The 21,894-nt window shown below is 74.2% G+C and carries 20 protein-coding genes; 11 read left to right on the top strand and 9 right to left on the bottom strand.

Annotation, left to right across the window (positions count from 1 at the left end):
• The first annotated feature begins 7 nt into the window (after positions 1 to 7).
• The 3 genes from ACWDD9_RS19310 (at position 8) to ACWDD9_RS19300 (ending at position 3,351) form a co-directional block, all read left to right on the top strand.
• Positions 8 to 1,060: an ABC transporter ATP-binding protein gene (locus ACWDD9_RS19310; protein ID WP_449812135.1), complete on the top strand. Its 1,053-nt coding sequence runs from the start codon at positions 8 to 10 to the stop codon at positions 1,058 to 1,060.
• Positions 1,050 to 2,144 (top strand): ABC transporter ATP-binding protein, encoded by a 1,095-nt coding sequence (locus tag ACWDD9_RS19305; protein ID WP_387968442.1) that lies wholly within the window; start codon positions 1,050 to 1,052, stop codon positions 2,142 to 2,144. The genes ACWDD9_RS19310 and ACWDD9_RS19305 overlap by 11 nt, the downstream gene beginning before the upstream one ends.
• Positions 2,145 to 2,301: 157 nt before the next feature.
• On the top strand, positions 2,302 to 3,351 hold the full coding sequence (locus tag ACWDD9_RS19300; protein ID WP_449812134.1) for an ABC transporter ATP-binding protein: 1,050 nt from the start codon (positions 2,302 to 2,304) through the stop codon (positions 3,349 to 3,351).
• Positions 3,352 to 3,364: 13 nt separating this feature from the next.
• On the opposite strand, the gene ACWDD9_RS19295 is transcribed toward ACWDD9_RS19300, so the two are convergent.
• The 5 genes from ACWDD9_RS19295 to ACWDD9_RS19275 all read right to left on the bottom strand — a co-directional run bounded on the left by ACWDD9_RS19295 (position 3,365) and on the right by ACWDD9_RS19275 (position 9,524).
• Positions 3,365 to 5,077: an ABC transporter family substrate-binding protein gene (locus ACWDD9_RS19295; RefSeq protein ID WP_117489416.1), complete on the bottom strand. Its 1,713-nt coding sequence runs from the start codon at positions 5,075 to 5,077 to the stop codon at positions 3,365 to 3,367.
• Between the two features lie 165 nt (positions 5,078 to 5,242).
• Positions 5,243 to 7,690: a peptidoglycan binding domain-containing protein gene (locus tag ACWDD9_RS19290; RefSeq protein WP_449812133.1), complete on the bottom strand. Its 2,448-nt coding sequence runs from the start codon at positions 7,688 to 7,690 to the stop codon at positions 5,243 to 5,245.
• 244 nt (positions 7,691 to 7,934) lie between these two features.
• Entirely contained in the window at positions 7,935 to 8,393 is a 459-nt protein-coding gene (locus ACWDD9_RS19285) for a DUF6113 family protein (protein ID WP_220450057.1), read from the bottom strand.
• Complete coding sequence (gene mshB / locus ACWDD9_RS19280) at positions 8,390 to 9,298, bottom strand: N-acetyl-1-D-myo-inositol-2-amino-2-deoxy-alpha-D-glucopyranoside deacetylase (RefSeq protein WP_449812132.1); 909 nt, start codon at positions 9,296 to 9,298, stop codon at positions 8,390 to 8,392. Before mshB ends, ACWDD9_RS19285 begins: the two co-directional genes overlap by 4 nt.
• A gap of 31 nt (positions 9,299 to 9,329) precedes the next feature.
• Positions 9,330 to 9,524 (bottom strand): DUF2304 family protein, encoded by a 195-nt coding sequence (locus ACWDD9_RS19275; protein ID WP_049658010.1) that lies wholly within the window; start codon positions 9,522 to 9,524, stop codon positions 9,330 to 9,332.
• 313 nt (positions 9,525 to 9,837) lie between these two features.
• Between ACWDD9_RS19275 and ACWDD9_RS19270 the strand changes: the two genes are divergently transcribed.
• The 4 genes from ACWDD9_RS19270 (at position 9,838) to ACWDD9_RS19255 (ending at position 15,166) form a co-directional block, all read left to right on the top strand.
• On the top strand, positions 9,838 to 11,991 hold the full coding sequence (locus ACWDD9_RS19270; protein WP_449812131.1) for a prolyl oligopeptidase family serine peptidase: 2,154 nt from the start codon (positions 9,838 to 9,840) through the stop codon (positions 11,989 to 11,991).
• 195 nt (positions 11,992 to 12,186) lie between these two features.
• Positions 12,187 to 13,176, top strand: a complete 990-nt coding sequence (locus tag ACWDD9_RS19265) for an ABC transporter ATP-binding protein (protein WP_449812129.1) — start codon at positions 12,187 to 12,189, stop codon at positions 13,174 to 13,176.
• Positions 13,173 to 13,895, top strand: coding sequence for an ABC transporter permease (locus ACWDD9_RS19260; RefSeq protein ID WP_049658004.1), 723 nt, complete (start codon positions 13,173 to 13,175; stop codon positions 13,893 to 13,895). Before ACWDD9_RS19265 ends, ACWDD9_RS19260 begins: the two co-directional genes overlap by 4 nt.
• A gap of 8 nt (positions 13,896 to 13,903) precedes the next feature.
• Entirely contained in the window at positions 13,904 to 15,166 is a 1,263-nt protein-coding gene (locus ACWDD9_RS19255) for a sensor histidine kinase (RefSeq protein ID WP_380741173.1), read from the top strand.
• 17 nt (positions 15,167 to 15,183) lie between these two features.
• Here the strand turns inward: ACWDD9_RS19255 and ACWDD9_RS19250 are convergent, their stop codons facing one another.
• Positions 15,184 to 16,602, bottom strand: coding sequence for a sensor histidine kinase (locus tag ACWDD9_RS19250; RefSeq protein ID WP_387968430.1), 1,419 nt, complete (start codon positions 16,600 to 16,602; stop codon positions 15,184 to 15,186).
• 3 nt (positions 16,603 to 16,605) lie between these two features.
• Positions 16,606 to 17,271, bottom strand: a complete 666-nt coding sequence (locus ACWDD9_RS19245; protein WP_049657347.1) for a response regulator transcription factor — start codon at positions 17,269 to 17,271, stop codon at positions 16,606 to 16,608.
• A 143-nt stretch (positions 17,272 to 17,414) separates the two neighbouring features.
• On the opposite strand from ACWDD9_RS19245, the gene murJ reads away from it, so the two are divergent.
• The 3 genes from murJ to ACWDD9_RS19230 are packed head-to-tail and all read left to right on the top strand — an operon-like array spanning position 17,415 to position 19,704.
• Positions 17,415 to 19,019: a murein biosynthesis integral membrane protein MurJ gene (murJ, locus tag ACWDD9_RS19240; RefSeq protein ID WP_117489426.1), complete on the top strand. Its 1,605-nt coding sequence runs from the start codon at positions 17,415 to 17,417 to the stop codon at positions 19,017 to 19,019.
• Positions 19,016 to 19,336 (top strand): hypothetical protein, encoded by a 321-nt coding sequence (locus ACWDD9_RS19235; RefSeq protein WP_049657348.1) that lies wholly within the window; start codon positions 19,016 to 19,018, stop codon positions 19,334 to 19,336. The genes murJ and ACWDD9_RS19235 overlap by 4 nt, the downstream gene beginning before the upstream one ends.
• A 14-nt stretch (positions 19,337 to 19,350) precedes the next feature.
• A complete protein-coding gene (locus ACWDD9_RS19230; protein WP_117489428.1) occupies positions 19,351 to 19,704 on the top strand; it encodes a hypothetical protein in 354 nt (117 codons plus the stop codon).
• Positions 19,705 to 19,745: 41 nt separating this feature from the next.
• Here ACWDD9_RS19230 and ACWDD9_RS19225 read toward each other — a convergent pair whose 3' ends face one another.
• Positions 19,746 to 20,237 (bottom strand): GNAT family N-acetyltransferase, encoded by a 492-nt coding sequence (locus tag ACWDD9_RS19225; RefSeq protein ID WP_074001366.1) that lies wholly within the window; start codon positions 20,235 to 20,237, stop codon positions 19,746 to 19,748.
• Positions 20,234 to 21,175 carry a MerR family transcriptional regulator gene (locus tag ACWDD9_RS19220; RefSeq protein WP_449812128.1) on the bottom strand — a complete coding sequence of 314 codons (942 nt, stop codon included), beginning with the start codon at positions 21,173 to 21,175 and terminating at the stop codon, positions 20,234 to 20,236. Before ACWDD9_RS19220 ends, ACWDD9_RS19225 begins: the two co-directional genes overlap by 4 nt.
• A gap of 64 nt (positions 21,176 to 21,239) precedes the next feature.
• On the opposite strand from ACWDD9_RS19220, the gene ACWDD9_RS19215 reads away from it, so the two are divergent.
• Positions 21,240 to 21,869, top strand: coding sequence for a response regulator transcription factor (locus tag ACWDD9_RS19215; RefSeq protein WP_074001368.1), 630 nt, complete (start codon positions 21,240 to 21,242; stop codon positions 21,867 to 21,869).
• Positions 21,870 to 21,894 lie beyond the last annotated feature (25 nt).

The raw sequence follows: 21,894 nt of genomic DNA, 5'->3' as shown, positions 1-21,894 counted from the left end.
GCGCATCGTGAGTACAGCGGTGGACACCGCCGGGCACGAGCGGAAGGCGCCGTACCAGGGGCCGCTGCTCGACGTCCGGGACCTGCACGTGGAGTTCCACACCCGGGACGGGGTCGCCAAGGCGGTGAACGGGGTGAGCTACTCCGTCGCGGCGGGGGAGACGCTGGCGGTGCTGGGGGAGTCCGGCTCGGGCAAGTCGGTGACGGCGCAGGCGGTCATGGGCATCCTGGACATGCCGCCGGCCCGGATCCCGCGCGGCGAGATCCTCTACCGGGGCCAGGACATGCTCAGGATGGGCAAGGAGGAGCGGCGGCGGATCCGCGGCCAGAAGATCGCGATGATCTTCCAGGACGCGCTGTCGGCGCTGAACCCGGTGCTCAGCGTGGGCTACCAGCTCGGCGAGATGTTCCGGGCGCACCGGGGGGTGTCCCGCAAGGAGGCGCGGGACAAGGCCGTCGAGCTGATGGACCGGGTGCGCATCCCGGCCGCCAAGGAGCGGGTGAACGACTATCCGCACCAGTTCTCCGGGGGCATGCGGCAGCGGATCATGATCGCGATGGCGCTGGCGCTGGAGCCGGACCTGATCATCGCGGACGAGCCGACCACGGCACTGGACGTGACGGTACAGGCGCAGGTGATGGACCTGCTCGCCGAGCTGCAGGCCGAGTACAACATGGGCCTGATCCTGATCACCCACGACCTCGGTGTGGTCGCCGACGTCGCGGACAAGATCGCGGTGATGTACGCGGGCCGGATCGTGGAGACCGCCCCGGTGCACGAGCTGTACGCCCGGCCCGCGCACCCGTACACCCGGGGCCTGCTGGACTCGATCCCCCGGCTCGACCAGAAGGGCCAGGAGCTCTACGCGATCAAGGGCCTGCCGCCCAACCTGCTGCGCATCCCCCCGGGCTGCGCCTTCAACCCGCGCTGCCCGCGCGCCCAGGACGTCTGCCGGGCCGAGGTGCCGGAGCTGTTCCCGGTCGCCGAGGAGGACGGGACGCCGTTGGAGGGGCGCGGCAGCGCCTGCTTCTTCTGGAAGGAGACCCTCCATGACCGTTAACGGGTCCAGCGCACTGGGCGCGGTGGTGCCGGAGGAGGTCGCCCTCGCGCGGGAGGTGCCGCGCGGCGAGCCGATCCTCGAAGTCCGGGACCTGGTCAAGCACTTCCCGCTCACCAAGGGCATCATCCTCCGGCGGCAGGTCGGGGCGGTGAAGGCGGTCGACGGGGTCACCTTCGACCTGATGCACGGTGAGACGCTCGGCATCGTCGGCGAGTCCGGCTGCGGGAAGTCCACGCTGGCCAAGGTGCTGATGAACCTGGAGCCGGCCACCTCGGGATCGGTCCGCTACAAGGGGGAGGAGATCTCCCGGCTCTCCGGGGCGGGGCTGAAGGCCGTCCGGCGGAACATCCAGATGGTGTTCCAGGACCCGTACACCTCGCTCAACCCGCGCATGACGGTCGGCGACATCATCGGCGAACCGTTCGAGATCCACCCCGAGGTGGCGCCCAAGGGGGACCGCCGCAAGGCCGTCCAGGACCTGCTGGACGTGGTCGGGCTCAACCCCGAGTACATCAACCGCTACCCGCACCAGTTCTCCGGCGGGCAGCGTCAACGCATCGGCATCGCCCGGGGGTTGGCGCTCAAGCCGGAGGTCATCATCTGCGACGAGCCAGTGTCCGCGCTGGACGTCTCGGTGCAGGCGCAGGTGATCAACCTGCTGGAGCAGCTGCAGGGCGACTTCAACCTGTCGTACATGTTCATCGCGCACGACCTCTCCATCGTCCGGCACATCTCCGACCGGGTCGGGGTGATGTACCTGGGGAAGATGGTCGAGATCGGCAGCGACGCGGAGATCTACGACCACGCCACCCACCCGTACACCCAGGCGCTGCTCTCGGCGGTGCCGGTGCCGGACCCGACGGCGCGCGAGACGCGGGACCGGATCGTGCTCACCGGCGACGTGCCCTCGCCGGCCAACCCGCCGTCCGGCTGCCGCTTCCGCACCCGCTGCTGGAAGGCGCAGCAGCGGTGCGAGGTCGAGGAGCCGCTGCTGGTCGCGCCGTCCTGGCTGGGCGACGCGGCGCGGCACGACTCGGCGTGCCACTTCGCCGCGGAGCGGGGTGCCGAGCGGGAGACCGGCTGACACCGGCCCCCTACCAGGGCGCGTCCTCGCAGGTGGGGGCGCGCCCTTTCCCGTGACGGAAAAGAGATCTGCCGCGGGCTCGCCAAGTACCCTCCCTTCCCTGATAGTTGCTCTGCGCCCAGCGGTGGGTGCCGCGGTGCTGAGGAGGGCGGCTCTGATGGACGCGGTGGAGGTGATCGGCGGTGGCCGGGGGAGCGTGGAGCCCGGAACGCCGCTGCTGGAGGTCGACGACCTGCACGTGGAGTTCCACACCCGGGACGGGGTCGCCCGGGCGGTGAACGGGGTGAGCTACTCCGTCGCGGCGGGGGAGACACTGGCGGTGCTGGGGGAGTCCGGCTCGGGCAAGTCGGTGACGGCGCAGGCGGTCATGGGCATCCTGGACATGCCGCCGGGGCGGATCACCGCGGGGCGGATCCTGTTCCGCGGCGAGGACCTGCTGACCATGGGCACGGCCGCCCGGCGGTCCATCCGGGGCGGGCACATCGCGATGATCTTCCAGGACGCGCTGTCGGCGCTGAACCCGGTGCTCAGCGTGGGCTACCAGCTCGGCGAGATGTTCCGGGCGCACCGGGGGGTGTCCCGCAAGGAGGCGAAGGAGAAGGCCGTCGAGCTGATGGACCGGGTGCGCATCCCGGCCGCCAGGCAGCGCGTCGGGGACTTCCCGCACCAGTTCTCCGGCGGGATGCGGCAGCGGATCATGATCGCGATGGCGCTGGCGCTGGAGCCGGACCTGATCATCGCGGACGAGCCGACCACGGCGCTGGACGTGACGGTGCAGGCGCAGGTGATGGACCTGCTCGCCGAGCTGCAGGCCGAGTACAACATGGGGCTGATCCTGATCACCCACGACCTCGGTGTGGTCGCCGACGTCGCGGACAAGATCGCCGTGATGTACGCGGGCCGGATCGTGGAGACCGCCCCCGTAAGGGAGTTGTACGCCCGGCCCGCGCACCCGTACACCCGGGGCCTGCTGGACTCGATCCCCCGGCTCGACCAGAAGGGCCAGAACCTGCACGCCATCAAGGGCCTGCCGCCGAGCCTGCTGAGCCTGCCGGAGGGCTGCGCGTTCAACCCGCGCTGCGACCGGGCGCAGGACCGCTGCCGCACCGAACTCCCGGCGCTGACACCGGTCGCCAGCGAGTACGGGACGGAGCTGGCGGGCCGCCGCAGCGCCTGCCACTACTGGCGCGAGACGCTGCACGGCTGAGCCCGTCCACCCGCTACTTCACGAAGCCGACGTTCTCCCAGACGATGTCGGACAGGCCCTGCGCGCCGATGTTGGCGAGGTCGGCGCGGGCCCCGTACAGCTGTGGGCGCTGGTAGAGCGGCAGGACGCCGGCCACCTTCCAGAGCTCGCCGTCGGCCTGGTTGATCGCCTCGGAGGCGGTGCCCGCGTCGGCCGCGGCGGCGGCCCGGTCGAGCGCGGCGTCCACCGCCGGGCTGCCCGCGCCGACGTGGTTGGTGCCGCCGCTCTGGACGAAGTTGGCGCGGTTGCCGCTGGCCGGGAAGGGGGTGCCGATCAGCGAGTAGGCGGCGATGTCGAAGTCGTCGCGGTTGACGTACCGGTCGAAGAACTCGTTGGCGGGGGCGGTCACCGTGGTCACCTTGATGCCGACGTCCTTGAGCATGGCGGTGGCGTTGGCGGCCTCGCTCTGGGCCGGGGTGACGCCGGCCGGGACGACCATCCGCAGGTTCAGCTCGCGGCCGTCCTTCTTCCGTACGTCGCCGTCCAGCTTCCAGCCGGCCGCGTCCAGCTTGCGGGCGGCCTCGGCGGGGTCGTAGCGGGCCAGGCCCAGGGAGTTGTCGCGGTAGCCGTTCTGGTTGGTGACCAGCAGGTGGTTGTTGAGCGGGACGGCGGGCCAGTCCAGGCCGTTGAGGTCGGCGCGGATCACCACGTCCCGGTTGATCGCCTGGAAGACGGCCTGGCGCACGGTCGCGTCGCTGAGCGCCGGGGTGCGGGCGTTCAGGGTGAGCTGGCGGAAGTCCGGGCCGCCGGCCCGGCGCACCACGGCGCCCTTGGTGTTCCTGATGACCTGGTAACCGGCCACGTCCGGGCCGTTGTTGACGAGGTCGATCCGGCCCTGGGCGAAGGCGGCGGGCATCGCGTCGGGCAGCATCGCGTGGAAGACGATCCGGTCCAGCACGGGCTTGTCGCCCCACCAGGAGGGGTCGGCGACCAGCGTGACGGTCTGGGTGGCGCGGTCCAGCTGCTCGACCTTGAACGGGCCGGCGCTGACCGGGAACCCGTCCAGGTAGGAGCTGTTGAACAGCTCCGGGGTGGAGACCCTACTGGCCGGCAGCAGCGGGGCGTTGCCGGCGCTGTTGAACATCGACTGCCACTCGGAGAACGGGCGGTCGAAGGTCATCACGGCCTGGTAGTCGTCCTTGCCGCGCTCGACCGCCGAGACCAGCTCGAAGCCGGTGCTGCTGGAGGCCTTGTAGGCCGGGTCCTTCCCGTTCAGGGCACGCCAGTTGGCCTCGATGTCGCGCCAGGTGATCGGGGTGCCGTCGGACCAGTGGGCCTTCGGGTTGAGCGTCCAGGTGACCACCTGCCGGCCGTCCCTGAGCTCCGCGTGCGCCTCCTGCAGGTAGGCGGGGTTGGGCGTCTGGGTGCCGGCGGCGTCCGAGCGGAAGAAGGTCGGCAGCAGCGGCTTGCTGACCATGACGGTCGAGGACTCGCTGCCGTCGGCGTGGATCGGCGACCACTGGCGGGAGAACTGGGCGATCGCCAGGTTCAGGGTGCCGCCCTGGCGCAGTCGGGCCCGGTCGTGCGGGTTGATGTCGATCGCGGTCAGCTTGGGCGCTGTGGTGCCGGAGGGCAGCGCGTCGCCGCCGCCCTGGCCGGCGGTGCAGGAGCAGAGCGCCAGCGAGAGCGTGAGGGCGGTGAGACCGGCGAGCAGGGCCGTCCCGTGGCGCTGGAGGCGGCGGTGCATCGGCGTGCTCCCGGGGTGGATGTGGCGGATGGTGTGGCGTCACATCTTGCTGACCGGGAGGGGGCGTTGTCGAGGGGCGGGCCCGGATGCGGGCCCGCCCCCCGTGGGCGCGGGTTCGTCGGGAGCGGACGCGCCCGACCGTGCGGGTGTCCGACCGCGGACGGGTCAGACCACGAACTTGAAGGTGCGGTCCTTGTCGCCGGTCTTGTCGAACACCGAGGTGATGCCGTCCGCGACGTCCTGCGGGGTGATCGCGGCGACCTGGCCGTTCTTCTTGACCTTCACCTTGTCGAACGCGGTGCCCAGCTGGGCGGCGAGCGCGTCGAGGTCCCACTTGGGCACGATCTTGCCGGAGGCGTCCGGGACGAGCGTGAGCGCCTTGGCCGCGGTCTTGGGGCCGAAGTCCCAGGTCTTCGCGCCGGCCACGACGTGCACCTTGCCCGCGGCGATCTGCTTGCCGAGGCTGTCGGCGGCGGCCTGGAGGGCCTGGGTGGAGATCTTCGGCTGGGCGGCCGTGACGGCGAGGGCGATCGGCTGGTCGGGCTTGCCGTCGGCGCGGTCACGGTAGGCCTGCTCGATCGCCTCCAGGGCGCTCGCCGACTCCACCGCCTGCCCGGCCCGGCCGGGCACGACGATCGGCTCGCCGTTGACGTCGCCGAACTTGATGTAGCCCTCCTGGAGGCCCTGGCCGGAGCCGGCCGCGAGGGTGTCCAGGGCGGCCCGGAGCTTGGCCTTGTCGACCTTGACCTCCGGGGCGACGGCCTTGGTGCCGCCCTGGAGCGACTTGATGACGTCGACCGGGTTGTAGCTGTGCTGGGCCAGGCCGTCCACGGTGGCGGTGGTGTCGAAGCTCAGCCCGGCGACCGCCGGGTCGAGGTCCACGGCCTGGTCGCCGATCTTCAGCTTGAGCGGCTGCTGGCCGGCCTTGCCGACCGACTCGTCCAGCTGGTGGATCGCCTGGTCGCGGCTGCTGCCGCCGATCTCGGCGCCGAGCACCACGGTGCCCTTGGGGACGTCGGACTGGTTGAGCATCAGGCCGGTGCCGTACGCGGCCGCGCCGAGGAACAGCACCGCGACGCCGCCGTAGACGCCCAGCTTGACCAGCTTCTTGCCGGCTCCGCCGCGCTTGGCCTTGGCGGGGGCGGCGGGCTCGGCCTTCGCCTTGGCGGGGGCCGGCGCGGGGGCGGCCTTGTCGCCCTTGGCGTCCTTGGTGCCCTTTCCACCCTTGCCGCCCTTGCCCTTGCCGCCCTTGGTGTCCGTGGCGGCCTCGGGCCGGGGGCCGGGGGCCGGGGCCGGCAGCGGGGTGACCGCGGTGGCCTCCGGGCCGCCGGGCTGCGGGGCGCCGCCGGGAGCGCCCGGGAAGAGGGCGCCGGGGCCCGCCGGGGTGGCGGGGGCGTCCTGGCCGGGAGCGGTCGGGCGCTGGGCGGCGAACGGGTCGGTGCCGGTCGGGGCCGAGGCGAACAGGCCCGGCTGCGGACGGCCGTCGGCGCCGTGCGGGGCGCCGTTCCGGGGCAGGCCGGGTATCGCGGCGGGCGGCGGGGTGGTGTCGCGGATCGGCGCGAAGCCGTCGACCGAGGTGTCCTCCGGGCCCGGCTCGCCGGCCGGTCCGGCCTGCGGGTGCGGTGCGGGGGCCGGGTGGCCGTTCGCCTGGAAGTCGTTGCGCGGACCGGACTGGCGCGGGCCGCCCGCCCGGTCGTCGAGCTGCTGCCCGCCCGGCTGCTGACGGTTCCGCTGGCCGCCGCCCCGCCGGGGGAGGCCGCCCTGCTGGCCGGCGTCGGGGACGGAGGTGCCGAACGGGTCGGCGACCGGTGCGACGAACGGGTCGGCGACCGGGGCGAAGGGATCGGCGACCGGCGTGAAGGGGGCGGCGGCCTCGTACACGCCGGGCTCCTCCACCGGGGCCTCGGCCTGGAACGGCGCGGCGGGCGCGGCCGGGCGCGGCTGCTTGCCCTGGGCGGGCACCGGGCGGCCGTTCGGGGCGCCGTTGGCGCGGGCGGCCTGGCCCGCGGCCGGGTGGGCACCCTGCGGGCGCGGCTCGGCGACGGCGCCCGGCACGGCCAGGGCCTCCGCCGCTCCGCCGGCACCGGCCGGCACGGCCGCGGGCACGGCGGCCGGGGCGGGCTCAGCGACCGGGGCCTTCTTCTGACGCGGCCGGAACCAGGCGCCGGTGGACTCCGACTCGGAGGTGGCCGGCGGGATCGGCGGGATCTGCCACTCCGGCGGCAGGTTCGGCGGGGCGGCCTGGCGGCCGCCGTCCTCCATCACACCGAGGACGGGCGAGGTCGGCGCGGACCGGTGCCGCGGGCCGCCCGGTTCGGCGGCGGCCGCCGCCGGGGCGTCATCGCCGGGGCCGTCCTCGTTCTTGACGGCGCTGCGGACGACGACCGGCGGGATCGGACGCGAGCCGGGGATGTTGATCCGGACCCGGGTGGTCAGGGTGGTCTCGGTCTTCGGACCGTCGTCCTCGCCGCCCGACGCGGCGCCCGGTCCGGCGTCCGCCCGGTCGCCGCCGGGGAGCCCCGGTGTGCCGTAGGGCGGGGTGCCCGACGGGTAGGCGTCCGGACCCGTGCGCCGGGGCGTCGGGTGGGCGTTGTCAGATTCGCGGCTGCTCAATGCTGCTCTGCTCCGGGTTCGCGGGCGGGCCGTGCGGCGCGACCGCGGTTCGTGGTCGCCGGGCCTTGACGGGGGCGGGCGGCGGTCGGGTACGGCGTTCTGCGGGACCACCATACTGGGAAGAACAGAGCGGCGAACGGCTTCGGACAGATCCTGATACGTCCGGTTCCTCCGGTATGAGAGTAAGGCCGTACGCTCCTGACTGCGCGTCGTACGCGGTACGGTACGCCGTGCACGACCGGGGTCAGCGCGGGGGGCCGGGCACCCCGGGGAACCAGCTGGTGCGGGTGGGCAGGGTGGCGCAGATCACGCCCAGCACCGAGCCGGCGAACAGCCAGGCCAGCGAGGTGGCGTTGGACCACAGCACGTTGTCGCCCTCGGGCCGGGGCACCATCAGCAGCAGCATCGCCAGGAACCAGCCGGCCGCGGGCGCGCCCGCGCCGAGCCGGGTGCCGGTGACCCGCAGACCGGCGTAGAAGGTGGCGGCGGTCGCGGCGAGCGCCAACAGGACCCCCACCGGCGGCCACAGGGCCTGCACAAAGGATCCGCAGACCGACACCGCGACGCCCAGCAGGAAGAACAGGGCGTAGGCGGCGATCCGGGCGGCGCGCGGGGGCTGGGGCTCGGCCAGCCGCTCCTCGCGGGTGCCGAGCACGGCGGCGGCGAGCGGGCGGCGGGTCGGCCGGGCGGCGGGCTTGCTCATCGGGTGCCCTCCTCGGCGGGCGCGGCGTCGGGCGCGAGGCCGGCGAACAGGTCGTCCTCCGGCTCGCCCGGCCCGGCCTGGCCGCGCACCAACTGGTAGTACTCGGTGGTGAACAGCGGCTGGGCCAGGTCGTTGGAGAGCGCGAAGAAGGCGCCGTCCACGGTGATCTGGGTGGCGTGGGCGGTCATCGCGGCGGTCTTGCGCCCCGCCTGCGCGGCGCCGTCCAGCACGGTGGTGACCACCCCGTCGTCGACCACGCCGGGGACGTCGGCGGGCTGCGCGACACCCGGGAAGGACGCCTTGGCGGCGGCCTCGGCGAGCCCGGCCTCGATCACCGAGCAGGGCATCCGGTTCCAGTACACCTTGGCGATCCGCCAGGCCGGGCCCAGCTCCGGCCGGTGCGCCGGGTCGGCGGCCAGCTCGTACGCGCGCATCGCGACCCGGTGCGCCTGGATGTGGTCCGGGTGCCCGTAGCCGCCGTCCGGGTCGTACGTGACCAGCACCTGCGGGCGCACCTCGCGGACCACCGCGACCAGGTGGCCGGCCGCCTCGTCGACGTCCGCCTGCCAGAAGCAGCCGGGCACGTCGTTCTCGGGCACGCCCATCATCCCGGAGTCGCGGTAGCGCCCCGGGCCGCCGAGGAAGCGGAAGTCGGACACGCCGAGGGCGCTCATCGCCTCGGTCAGCTCGCCGATCCGGTACGCGCCGAGGGTGTCGTCCCGATCGGCCGTCAGGTGGGCCAGCTCCGGGGGGATCACCTCGCCGCCCTCGCCGAGGGTGCAGGTCACCAGCGTGACCCGGGCGCCCTCGGCGGCGTACCGGGCCATGGTGGCCCCGTTGCCGATCGACTCGTCGTCGGGGTGCGCGTGGACCAGGAGGAGGCGGCGGCCGGTAGTCGCGGTCATGGGAGGAAGCCTAACCACCGGCCGGTGGGGGTCAGAGCCTCAGGCCGTTGATCATTCCGGCGAGGTTGCTGGTGACCTGGCTGATCGACGGGGCGATCGAGCTGGAGGCCAGGTAGAAGCCGAGCAGCGCGCAGACGATCGCGTGCGCCAGCTTCAGGCCGGACCGGCGGATCAGGATCACCACGATGACCAGCATCAGCACGGCGGCGGAGATGTTCATGGCCATGTCGGCTCACACCCCTTCTCGGGCACGCCGCCTCCGGGGAGGCGGCGAGGGACGGTGCGGGACTGGGGGCTGCGGGCGACCGCGGTCCGGGACGGGGCCGGACGGCCGCTCGCGCGACAAGTCATACCCGATGGGTAAGGGTGGCATTACCCTCGGTGAGGCCACGCGCGCCGGGGCATCGTGGCATCCGAGGGGCGCATGGGCCGGTCGGAGGCGGTTTGGACCCCTTTGGGGCGTACTTGCCGACGATGCTCCGAACGAGTGATCAGTGCACGCCCGGGGGTGGTGGTCCGGCGTCATAAGGTCTGGTGCCATGACCTCCCACACCCCTGCCGACACCTTCCCACGGCAGTACGCGCGGACCCTGCGCTACACCGTCGGCGCGCCCCGCTCCTTCTCCGTCGCGCCCGACGGCTCGCGGGTCGTCTTCCTCCGCTCCGGCTCGGGTCGCGACCGGGCCAACCTGCTCTGGACCCTCGACACCGCCACCGGCGAGGAGCGGGTCGCCGCCGACCCGGCCGCGCTGCTCGGCGGCGGCGGGGAGGACCTGTCGCCGGCCGAGAAGGCCCGCCGCGAGCGCAGCCGCGAGGGCTCGGCCGGCATCGTCGGCTACGCCCTGGACGCGGCCGGCGCGCTGGCCGCCTTCGCCCTCTCCGGCCGGCTGTTCACCGCCGACCTCGGCACCGGCGCCACCGCCGAACTGCCCGCCGAGGGCCCGCTGCTGGACCCGCGCCCGGCTCCGGACGGCGCCCACGTCGCGTACGCCAACGCCGCCGGCGAGCTGCGGCTGACCCGCACCGACGGCGGCGGCGACCGGGTGCTGGCCGAGCCGGACGGCCCGAACGTCACCTGGGGCCAGGCCGAGTTCATCGCCCAGGAGGAGATGGACCGCGACCGCGGCTTCTGGTGGTCCCCGGACAGCGACCGGCTGCTGGTCGAGCGCGCCGACGACAGCCCGGTGCGCCGCTGGTGGATCGCCGACCCGGCGAACCCGGACCGCGAGCCCGCCGAGGTCGCCTACCCGGCGGCCGGTGGCGCCAACGCGGAGGTCGGGCTCTGGCTGCTCGACCTGCACGGCGGGCGCACCGAGGTGGTCTGGGACCGCGAGGCCTACCCGTACCTGGGCCGGGTGCACTGGTCGAAGGGCGGCGTGCCGCTGCTCCTGGTCCAGACCCGCGACCAGCGCGGCCAGCGGATCCTCGGCCTGGACACGGCCACCGGCGCCACCGAGGTGCTGCACGAGGAGAAGGACGGCGCCTGGCTGGAGCTGTTCCAGGGCGCACCGGCCTGGACCCCGGACGGCAAGCTGGTCCGGATCTCCGACGAGGGGGGAGTGCGGGCGCTGGTGATCGGCGACCGCGCCGTGACCGGGGCCGACCTGCACGTCCGCTCGGTCGTCGCGGTCACCGAGCGGGAGGTGTTCTTCAGCGCCGCCGGCGGCGCCGAGGAGACCGACCCCGAGCCGGGCTGGATCGGCGTCGGCCGGATCAGCCACGACGGCACGCGGCTGGGCTGGGAGTCCGCCAACGGCCGGCCGTTCACCTCCGTCACCAGCGCGGTGCACGGCGGCGGGATCACCGTCCGGGCCACCGCCGAGCCCGACCTGCCCGGCACCCTGGTCACCGTCGCCCGGGACCTGCCCGAGGGCCTGGCGGTCGACGACGTCGCCACCATCGCCTCGTACGCCGAGACCCCGGCCATCACCGCCCGCCCGGTCTTCCGCTTCGCCGGCGAGCGCCGCATCCCGTCCGCCGTCTTCCTGCCCACCGGCTACGACCGCGAGCGGGACGGCCTGCTGCCCGTCCTGATGGACCCGTACGGCGGCCCGCACGGCCAGCGCGTCCTCCAGGCGCACAACCCGCACCTCAACTCGCAGTGGTTCGCCGACCAGGGCTTCGCGGTGGTGGTCGCCGACGGGCGCGGCACCCCCGGGCGCGGGCCGGCCTGGGAGAAGTCGATCGCCTTCGACTTCGCCGGGGCCACCCTGGACGACCAGGTGGAGGCGCTGCGGGCGCTCGCCGAGGAGTTCCCGCTGGACCTCGACCGGGTCGCCGTCCGCGGCTGGTCGTACGGCGGCTACCTCTCCGCGCTCGCCGTGCTGCGCCGCCCGGACGTCTTCCACGCGGCGGTGGCCGGGGCGCCGGTGACCGACTGGGAGCTGTACGACACCCACTACACCGAGCGCTACCTGGGCGACCCGGCCGAGCGGCCCGAGGTGTACGCCGCCAACTCGCTGAGCGGGTACGCGGCCGGGCTGGAGCGCCCGCTGATGATCATCCACGGGCTGGCGGACGACAACGTGGTGGCCGCGCACACCCTGCGGCTGTCCTCGGCGCTGCTCGCCGCCGGGCGTCCGCACACCGTGCTGCCGCTGTCCGGCGTCACCCACATGACCCCGCAGGAGGAGGTCGCGGAGAACCTGCTGCTGCTCCAGGTCGACTTCGTGAAGCGCTCGCTGGGCGTGTGACACCCGTCTGACCAGCGCTTTCGGCGGCCGGTGCCCCTGACGGGGGTACCGGCCGCCGGCATGACATCCGTCATGCCGAAGGCACGACGGCGGACACTGCCGCCGCCACCCGCCCGCGCGGGACTCTGAGGTGGTGCGAACAGCACCGGTCGTGACACCACGAGCGTGACACCCTCAGGGAAGAGGAGCCGGGCAATGGTTACCGAGGTGGCCGCCTTCCGCGGCGTGGGCAAGAGCTACGGGCGGGTGCGCGCCGTGGACGGACTGGACCTCGTGCTCCGACCGGGCGAGACCGTCGCCCTGCTCGGGCCGAACGGCGCCGGGAAGTCCACCAGCCTGGACCTGCTGCTCGGCCTGCGCGAGCCCGACCGGGGCAGCGTGACCCTGTTCGGCGGCGCCCCGCGGGCGGCGATCGAGGACGGCCGGGTCGGCGCGATGCTGCAGAGCGGCGGGCTGATGTCCGACGTCAAGGTGCGCGAGCTGGTGCAGCTCGCCTGCGACGTGCACCCGCGCGGCCGGTCGGTCACGGAGGTGCTGACCGACGCCGGGATCACCGAGTTCGCGGAGCGCCGGGTCGACAAGCTGTCCGGCGGCCAGGAGCAGCGGGTCCGCTTCGCCCTGGCCATCGCGGGCGACAACGACCTGATCGTGCTGGACGAGCCCACCACCGGCATGGACGTCAGCGTGCGGCAGTCGTTCTGGGCGAGCATGCGCGCCCAGGCCGACGCCGGGCGCACGGTGCTGTTCGCCACCCACTACCTGGAGGAGGCCGACTCGATCGCCGACCGCGTCCTGGTGCTGCACCGCGGCCGGCTGATCGCCGACGGCAGCTCGGCGGAGATCAAGGCGCGGGCCGGCGCCCGCCGGATCGCCTTCGAACTCCACGACGCGGACGGCGGGTTCGAGGAGTCCGTGCTGCGCACCCTGCCCGGCGTGCAGTCGCTGGACGTCACCGCGCGGGTCCCGGGGGTGCGGACGGTGCGGATCCGGACCGCGGACGCCGACGCCACCGCGGCCGGGATCTACCGGGCGGGGCTGTACCCGCGCGGGCTGGAGGTGGCCGGCGTGGGCCTGGAGCAGGCCTTCCTGACCATCACCGGCGAACTGGACCGCCAGGACGGCGCCCGGCGCGCCGACGAGCAGAGCACCGACGAGCGGAGCACCGACAAGGAGAGCGTGCGATGACCACCCTGATCAAGCTGGAGATCCTGCGGACCCTGCGCAACCGGCGCTACCTGCTCTTCACCATCGCCTACCCGGCGCTGATGTACTTCTTCTTCATCAACGCCTACGGCTCCACCCAGCTGGCCGGCGGCCTGCCGGTGAAGACCTACTTCATGGTCTCGATGGCCACCTTCGGCGCCGTCGGCGCGGTGCTGACCGGCAGCGCGCAGCGGATCTCGCTGGAGCGCAAGAGCGGCTGGGTGCGCCAGCTGCGGCTGACCGCGCTGCCCGGCCGGGCGTACACCGTCGGCAAGATCGCGGCGACGGCGGTCACCACGCTGCCGGCGATCCTGGTGGTCTTCGCGGTCGGCGCGAGCCAGGGGGTCTCGCTGACCGTGCCGCAGTGGGCCGGACTGACGGCCGCGCTCTGGCTGGGCAGCTTCGTCTTCGCCGCGCTCGGGGTGGCGCTCGGGTACGCGGCCGCGCCGGACGCGGTGCAGCCGATCGTGATGATCACCTACATGGCGATGGCCCTGCTCGGCGGCACCTGGTTCCCGGTGAGCGGCTCGCTGGAGAAGTTCGCCCGGTTCAACCCGGTGTACCTGTACAACCAACTGGCCGGCTTCACCCGGCCCGGGCACTCCCTGGACACCGTCGCGGTCGCCGGGCTGGCCGGCTTCCTCGTGGTGTTCGCCGCCGCCGCGGCGGCGCTGTACCGCCGCGACACCCGCCAGGCATGATGACCGGCATGAGTGACGCGCGCCGGACCCACCGCACCGACGAACCGCCGGAGGCGGGAGCGGCGCGCGCCTCCTTCATGAACGTGCCCGGCTCCCCGGTGGAGACCAGGCGGCAGCTGCTGGTCAAGGTCGCCTGGATGCTGCTGTGGATGCTCTACCTGGCCTACCCGGCCGGCGACCTGCTGAGCGGCGCCCACACCACGGCCGGGACGGTGCTCGGCTGGTGCTGCCTGGCCGGGTTCGTGGGCGCCTACGTGCTGCTGGTGATCTTCCGCTCGCAGGCCGGGATGCGGCCGCGGGCCTGCCTGGCGATCGTCACGACGATGGTCGCGCTGGCCGTCGCCACCTCGGTCGTCCTCGGCTCCGCCTTCCTGACGCTGTTCATCTACGCCTCGGTGTGCGTCGCCATCATCACGCCGGCCCGGTACGCGCTGCGGGTGCTGATCGCCATGGCCGTGCTCACCGCCGTGGTCGGGGCGGCGATCGGGGCGGGCAACGACAACATCACCACCTTCGCGCTCAGCGCCTTCCTCTCCGGCGTCGCGATGACCGGGCTGCAGCGGCTGGTCGCCACCATGAAGGAGCTGCGCGAGGCCCGGGCCGCCGTCGCGCACCTGGCCGCCTCCGAGGAGCGGCTGCGGATGGCCCGCGACCTGCACGACCTGCTCGGGCACTCGCTGTCGCTGATCACCCTGAAGAGCGAGCTGGCCGGGCGGTTCATGGACGCGGGCAAGGACGAGGCGGCGCGGGCGCAGGTCGCCGACATCGAGCAGGTCGCCCGGCAGTCGCTGATCGACGTCCGGGAGGCGGTGACCGGCTTCCGCCGGCCGACCCTGCCGGTCGAACTGGCCGCCGCCCGTACCGCGCTGGCCGCCGCGCAGGTCCGGCTGGAGGCCGCGCCGGAGCTGGTGGACGCCTGGCCGTCGCTGGCCGAGGAGGAGACGGGCGCGCTGGCCTGGGCGCTGCGCGAGGCCGTGACCAACGTCGTCCGGCACGGCGAGGGCGCCACCGTCTGCACGGTCACGGCGGACGAGAGCTGGGAGGCGAGCGGCGAGCGCTACGCCGTCCTGGAGATCGTCGACAACGGGCGCGGGCCGGGCAAGTCCCAGCCGGGCAACGGGCTGTCCGGGCTGGAGGAGCGGCTGGCGCTGGTCGGCGGGCGGCTGGAGACCGGGCCGGGGGAGCGCGGGCGGGGCTTCCGGCTGCGGGCCTCGGTGCCGCTGCGGACGGCGCCCACTGCGGCGCCGGCGCCCGTGTCGAAGCCTCTTTAGGGCTGCCGCGCAGGCCCTCAGGCCAGGGGGAGCTCCAGCACGAAGCGGGCGCCGCGCGGGGCGTGGGCGACCCGCAGGGTGCCGCCGTGCCGCGTGGCGATGTCCGCGGCGATGGCCAGGCCCAGGCCGCTGCCGCCGGAGTCCCGGCTGCGGGCCTCGTCGAGCCGGGTGAACGGCTCGAAGATCCGCTCGCGGTCCTCCGGCGGCACGCCCGGGCCGTCGTCCCGGACCTCCAGGACGCAGCCGTGCGCGGTCCGCCGCGCGGACAGCACCACCTCGGCGGACGCGTGCCGCCGGGCGTTGTCCAGCAGGTTGCGCACCAGCCGGTGCAGCCGGATGCGGCTGCCGCGCACCGGCACCGCCTCGGGCGCGTCCACCCGCAGGGCGAGCCGGGCGCCGAGGCCGGGGCGGTACTGGTCGGCGAGCTCGCGCAGCACGGCGGACAGGTCGACGGTGGTGAGCCGGCCGGCCGTCGCCGGGTGCGCTCCCCGGGCCAGGAACAGCAGGTCCTCGGTGAGCTGCTGGAGCCGCTCGACCGAGGTGAGCGCCTCCCGGGTGGTGGCCGGCCAGTCGGTGCGGTCGGGGTGCGCCAGCGACACCTCCAGATTGGTGCGCAGCGCGGCGATCGGGCTGCGCAGCTCGTGCGAGGCGTCCGCGACGAAGCGCTGCTGCTGCACGGCCGAGCGTTCCAGCCGGTCCAGGGTGGCGTTGGTGGTCCGGGCCATCCGGGTGAGCTCGTCGCCGGCGGGCGGCACCGGGACGCGCCGGTCCAGCCGGTGCTCGCCGATCTCGGCCAGTTCGGCGCGGATCGCCTCGACCGGGCGCAGCGCCCGGCTGGTCGCCGCCCAGGCCGTCAGCGCGACCAGCAGCGCGGCGGCCGGCACGCCCACCTGCAGCACCGGGTCGATGGTGTGCAGCGAGGCCTCGGCGGCGAACGGCGTGGCCAGCACGTACACGGTGAACGGGCCGACCACCGGCTTGACCGGCTGGCCGTTCTCGTCGTTCTGCCGCAGCAGCGGGCTCCAGCTGCCCAGCGCGGTGAAGGTGCGCCCCGAGTAGCGGTTGGCGGCGGCCTCCCCGGCCGGGCCGATGGCGACCCGCTGGACCGACTGCCAGTCGTCCGGCGCGAGCTTCGGTACGGCGGCGGGCGGGTCCCCGGCCAGGTGCTGGGTGGTCAGCGGGCCGCCCATGGTCAGCACCCGGCCGTCGCTGTCCAGGACGAGGTACGGCAGCCGCCCGTAGTCCGCGAGCTGCTGGCCGTGCTTGTAGCCGCTGCTGATTTCGCGGGCCTGGGCCTGGGCGTCCGCCTCGGCCGCCTCCAGCTGGGCGTCGTACATGTGGCCGCGCAGCCACCAGGCGCCGACGCCGAGCAGCAGCAGCGCGGCCAGGCCGGCCGCCAGCGAGGTGCGCAGCCGGGTGGAGAGCCTGCCGGGCACCGGTCAGGCCTCCAGCCGGTAGCCGACGCCGCGCACGGTGGTGATCGAACGGACGCCGAACGGCGCGTCCACCTTGCGGCGCAGCATGCTGACGTACACCTCGACGATGGACTCCTCGCCGTCGAAGGCGATGTCCCACACCTCGTCGACGATCCGGCGCTTGGACAGTACCTCGCCGGGGTGCTCGGCCAGGCAGCGCAGGACGGCGAACTCCCGCTCGGTGAGGGTGATCTCGGCGCCGCCCCGGCCGCAGCGGCGGCCCGCAGGGTCCAGCCAGAGGTCGCCGACCCGCAGCAGCGGGCCCGGCGTCTGGCTGCGGCGGATCAGCGCGCGCAGCCGGGCCAGGAAGACCAGGTAGGAGAACGGCTTGGTGAGGTAGTCGTCGGCGCCGGTGTCCAGGCCCTCGGCCTCGTCGTACTCGCCGTCCTTGGCGGTCAGCATCAGGATCGGGGTGGTGACGCCGTCGGCGCGCAGTGCCTCGCACACCTTGTAGCCGTTCAGGCCGGGCAGCATGATGTCGAGCACGATCGCCCGGTAGGCGTGCCGCTGGGCCAGCCGCAGGCCGGTGAGGCCGTCCGGGGCGAGGTCGACGGTGTAGCCCTCGACCTCCAGGCCGCGCCGTACGGCCGCCGCGACCTGGGCGTCGTCCTCCACCACCAGAATCTCCATGCGGATCAGGATGCCACCGGCGCCGGATCCGTTCCTTAAGCCGTCTTCAGCTTTCTCAGCCCCGCTTCAGGGGCGCGGGTGCATGCTCTCGCCGTTTCCGCCGATCAGTTCGAGTCGGTGCCTGACACGGGAGGTGCCGGCGGATGACCGTACTGGAGGGTCCTCCGTTGCCCCGCCCTCCGCTGCCCGGTCCGCCGCGGCCCGCCCGCCACCGGCGGCCGCGCCGCACGCCGCCGCCCAGCCTGGTGATGGCGGCCGGGACGGTGGTCTCCCGGGCCACCGGCTTCGTCCGCTCGGCACTGCTGGTGGCGGTCCTCGGCTCGGGGCTGCTCGCGGACGGGTACAACGTGGCCAACACGGTGCCCAACCTGCTGTTCGTGCTGCTGATCGGCGGCGCCCTGAACACCGCGCTGGTGCCCCACCTGGTGCGCGCCGCCAAGGAGTCGGCGGACGGCGGGGCGGCGCACGTCGACCGGCTGGTGACGGTGCTGGTGGTCACCCTGCTGGTGCTGACGGCGGTGGTGGTGCCGGGCGCGCCGTACCTCGTGCGGGCCTACACCGCGTACGGCGGTGCGCAGTTGGACCGGACGGTGCTGCTGGCGTACCTGTGCCTGCCGCAGGTGTTCTTCTACGGGCTGTTCACGGTGCTCGGCCAACTCCTCAACGCCCGGCAGCGGTTCGCGCCGATGGCCTGGGCGCCGGTGCTCAACAACCTGGTGGTGATCGGGGTGTTCGCCGGATACCTCGGCCAACGGTCCTTCTCCACGGCCGACGTGACCGTGCTCGGGGCCGGCACCACGGCCGGGGTGGTGGCGCAGAGCCTGGTGCTGCTGCCCTGCCTGCGGGCCGCCGGGGTGCGGCCCCGGCCGCGCTGGGACTGGCGGCAGGCCGGGCTCGGCGAGCCGCTGCGGGCCGCCGGGTGGACGCTGCTGCTGGTGCTCGGCGACCAGGTGGGCTACTGGGTGGTGACCCGGCTGTCGACCTCCGTCGGCGCGCGGGCCGCCGAGGCCGGGCTGCCGGGCGTCGGGTACACCGCGTACAGCAGTGCGTACCTGCTGTGGATCGTGCCGCACGGGGTGGTCACGGTGTCGGTGGTGACGGCGGTCGTTCCCGCGCTCACCGCCGCCGCCGACTCCCCGCGGGCCGTCCGCGCGCTGCTCGCCCGCACCGTCCGCACCATCGCGGTGGTCACCGTCCCGGCGGCCTGCGCGTTCGCGGTCCTCGCGCCGCAGCTGTGCGCGCTCGCCTTCGGGCACGGGAGCACCGGCGCCGACGACGTGCGGGCCATCGCCGGGATGCTGACCGCCTTCGCGCCCGGCCTGGTCCTGTACTCCGCCGGCTACGCGCTGACCCGCGTCTTCTACGCGCTCGGCGACAGCCGTACGCCCTTCCTGCTCAACCTGCTGCCGGTCGCCGCCACGGCGCTGGGGGCGGTGCTCTGCCACCGGCTGCTGCCGCTGCGCTGGGCCGTCACCGGGATGGCCGGCTGCTACGGGGCGTCGTTCCTGCTCACCTGCGCGGCCGCCGCCCTGCTGCTGCGCCGGCGGCTCGGGCCGCTGCGGGTCCTGGGAGCCCACGGGAAGCCGCTGCTGGCGGCCCTGCCGGCCGCCGCGGGCGCCTGGTGGGCCACCCGGTACGGCCTCCTGCCGGCCGCCGCCGCCCTCGCCGTCGGCTACCTCCTGCTCGCCCACCTCCTCCGGATCGAAGAACTGTCCGTCCTCACCACACGATTGCGCAGGCGCCCATGACCCTCCTCCCCAGCGACGTCGCCCGGGTCCTCGACTTCCTCCTCCCCGAGGGCCACCCCCTGCGCGCCCAGGTCCCGCACCTGCGCGTCGAGTCCCGCTGCCGGTGCGGCTGCAGCACCGCCCTGTTCGCCGGCGTCCAGGACGGCGCCCGCTCGGAGGTGGTCGCCGAGGCGGCGATCGGCTCCGACGGCGAGATCCTGCTCTTCGCCGAGGACGGCCGGCTCTCCTGGCTGGAGGTCTGCTCCTGGACCGACCCCAAGCTCACCCTCGTCGACGCCGCCCGCTACCTCGGCGGGGAACCCGGGCGGCCGGAGTGAGCGTCGTACCGGGCATGCCCACCGTTCTCATCCTCGGCTTCGACCCGCACACCGTCCCCGGCGTGGACGGCGACGCGGTGCGGGCCCTCCTCGACGCCGAACTCGCCCGCTTCACCGAGCACGGCATCGACGCCGCCGTGACCCTGGTCGCCCCCGACGACACCGCCGAACCCGCCGTCGTGGCGGCCCTCGCCGGGCGCCGCTGGGACGTCGTCGTCATCGGCGGCGGCATCCGCAAGCCCGAACCGGCGCTGCCGTTCTTCGAGGCGGTCGTCAACCTGGTCCGCCGTCACGCCCCGCAGGCGGCCGTCGCCTTCAACACCAGCCCCGCCGACAGCGTCGAGGCCGCCCGCCGCTGGCTGCCGTAGCGGGACGCCGGCCCGGCCTTCAGCCCGCGCCGGGCCCGCGCTCAGCCGAGGTCGCCCAGGGGACGGCGGTAGGCGAGGGCGGGGCGGTCGGCGAGGAGGAACCGGTGGCTGAGCGCGAAGCCGTTGCGGGCGAGGACGGCCTGGGAGGCGGGGTTGTCGACGGTGGTGACGGCGGTCAGGACGGTCAGGCCGTAGGCGGTGGCCGCGAGGCGGCAGGCCTCGGCGACGGCGGCCTTCGCGACGCCGCGGCCGGCGGCCGACTCGGCGATCCGGTAGCCGAGTTCGGCGCTGCCGTCGGCGAGGTCGACGAGGTTGGCGCGGCCGACCAGCCCGCCGGCCGCGTCGAGCACCACGTGGAACCGGCAGGTGCCCTCGGCCTGTTCGGCGAGGAGGGCGGCGTGGCGGTCCGCGAAGCCGGCGAAGTAGGCGTCGCCGCGGTCCGGGATGCTGCGGGCGAAGTACGCGCGGTTGGCGCGTTCGAAGGCCAGCAGGGCCTCGGCGTGGTCGGGGCGCAGGGGTTCCAGGGTGATCATTGCGCCAGTCTGGCCCGCAGCGCCCCGGTGAACCACCGGAATACCCCGGCGAGGCTCTCCGGGACGGGCCAGCCGTTGATGACCGCCAGCAGCTGCCAGTAGCGCTCGGCGCGCGGGTCGTCGGCGGTCTCCAGGCGGTCGAGCAGCCAGCGCCGCAACCCGGCGTCGTCGGGACGGCCGAAGGTCTCGGCGTAGGCGGCGGTGAGGGCGTCGAGGACGGGGCCGGCCGCGGGGGAGGCGGGGTCGGTGCCGGCGGCCAGCGCCGCACCGACCAGGGACCGTACGGTCTCGGTGAGCGCGTGGTGCAGCCCGCCGCGGTCGCCCTCGGCCCGTTCGGCGGCCTGCTGTTCGGCCATCCGCCGGACGGCCGCGCGGAAGTCCGGGTCCTGGACGAGTTCACCGAGTTCGACCCAGGCCTCGACCTGCTCCGTCCGTGGCTCGTCCGGCAGTTCGGGCATGGCGGAGCGCATCATGGCGACGAACTCGGGGTTGGCGTCCAGGCCGCCGAAGGCCTCGTCGACGAAGTCCTGGACCAGTCGCCGGCGTTCGGCGTCGGAGAGTTTGGCGAGTTTGTGCATGAGTCCCATCTCCTCGGGTGTGGAAGCGCGTTGGGCGACGGCGAGCAGCACCGCCCGGCGCAGCCGGAGGGTGCGGATCTGCACCTCCAGCGCCTCGGCGTGTGCGGCGGCCACCTCGTGCAGCGGGGCCTCCCGTTCCAGCACCCGGCGGATCGCGGGCAGGTCGAGCCCGAGTTCGCGCAGGGTGCGGACGAGGTCCAGCCGGGCGAGGGCGTGCACGTCGTACAGCCGGTAGCCGGCGGCGCTGCGCCCGGTGGGCGGGACGAGGCCGGTGTCGGCGTAGAACCGGATGGTCTTGACGGTGAGTCCGGTGCGCCGGGCGAGGTCGCCGATCGGGTAGAGCGTTTCGCTGCCGTCCATGGGGACCACTCTGGACTCTCCCCTTACCGGAGACGCAAGCCCGCGGCCCTCTAAGGTCGTGGCCATGAACGACACTGACAGCGGGGCCTCGATCCGCGTGCTGCTCGCCGAGGACCAGGGGATGGTCCGGGAGGCGCTGGCCGCGCTGCTCGGGCTGGAGGGGGACATCGACGTCGTCGCGCAGGTCGGCCGCGGGGACGAGGTGGTGGCGGCGGTGCTCGCGAACGACGTGCAGGTCGCCGTGCTGGACATCGAGATGCCGGGGATGACGGGCATCGAGGCGGCCGCCGAGCTGCGCGACCGGGCGCCCCGGACCAAGGTGGTCATCGCGACGACCTTCGGCCGGCCCGGCTACCTGCGCCGGGCGATGGAGTCGGGCGCGGACGCGTTCCTGGTGAAGGACGCGCCGGCCGCCGAGCTGGCGGAGGCGATCCGCCGGGTGCTGCGCGGCGAGCGGGTGATCGACCCGGTGCTGGCCGCCGCCGCGCTGGCCGAGGGCGCCAACCCGCTGACCCCGCGCGAGCGGGACGTGCTGGGCGCGGCCGCCGACGGCGCGGTGAACGCGGACATCGCCCGGCGGCTGCACCTGTCCGAGGGGACGGTGCGCAACTACCTGTCGATGGCGATCCAGAAGACCGAGGCCCGCAACCGCACCGAGGCGGTCCGGATCGCCCGGGAGAAGGGCTGGCTGTAGGGCCCGTCTTCAAGCCCCCGGCGTC

This window comes from Kitasatospora sp. NPDC001119, from assembly GCF_053598475.1.
Note: the sequence above shows the minus strand (reverse complement) of the source record. Positions and strands in the feature narration are given on the sequence as shown.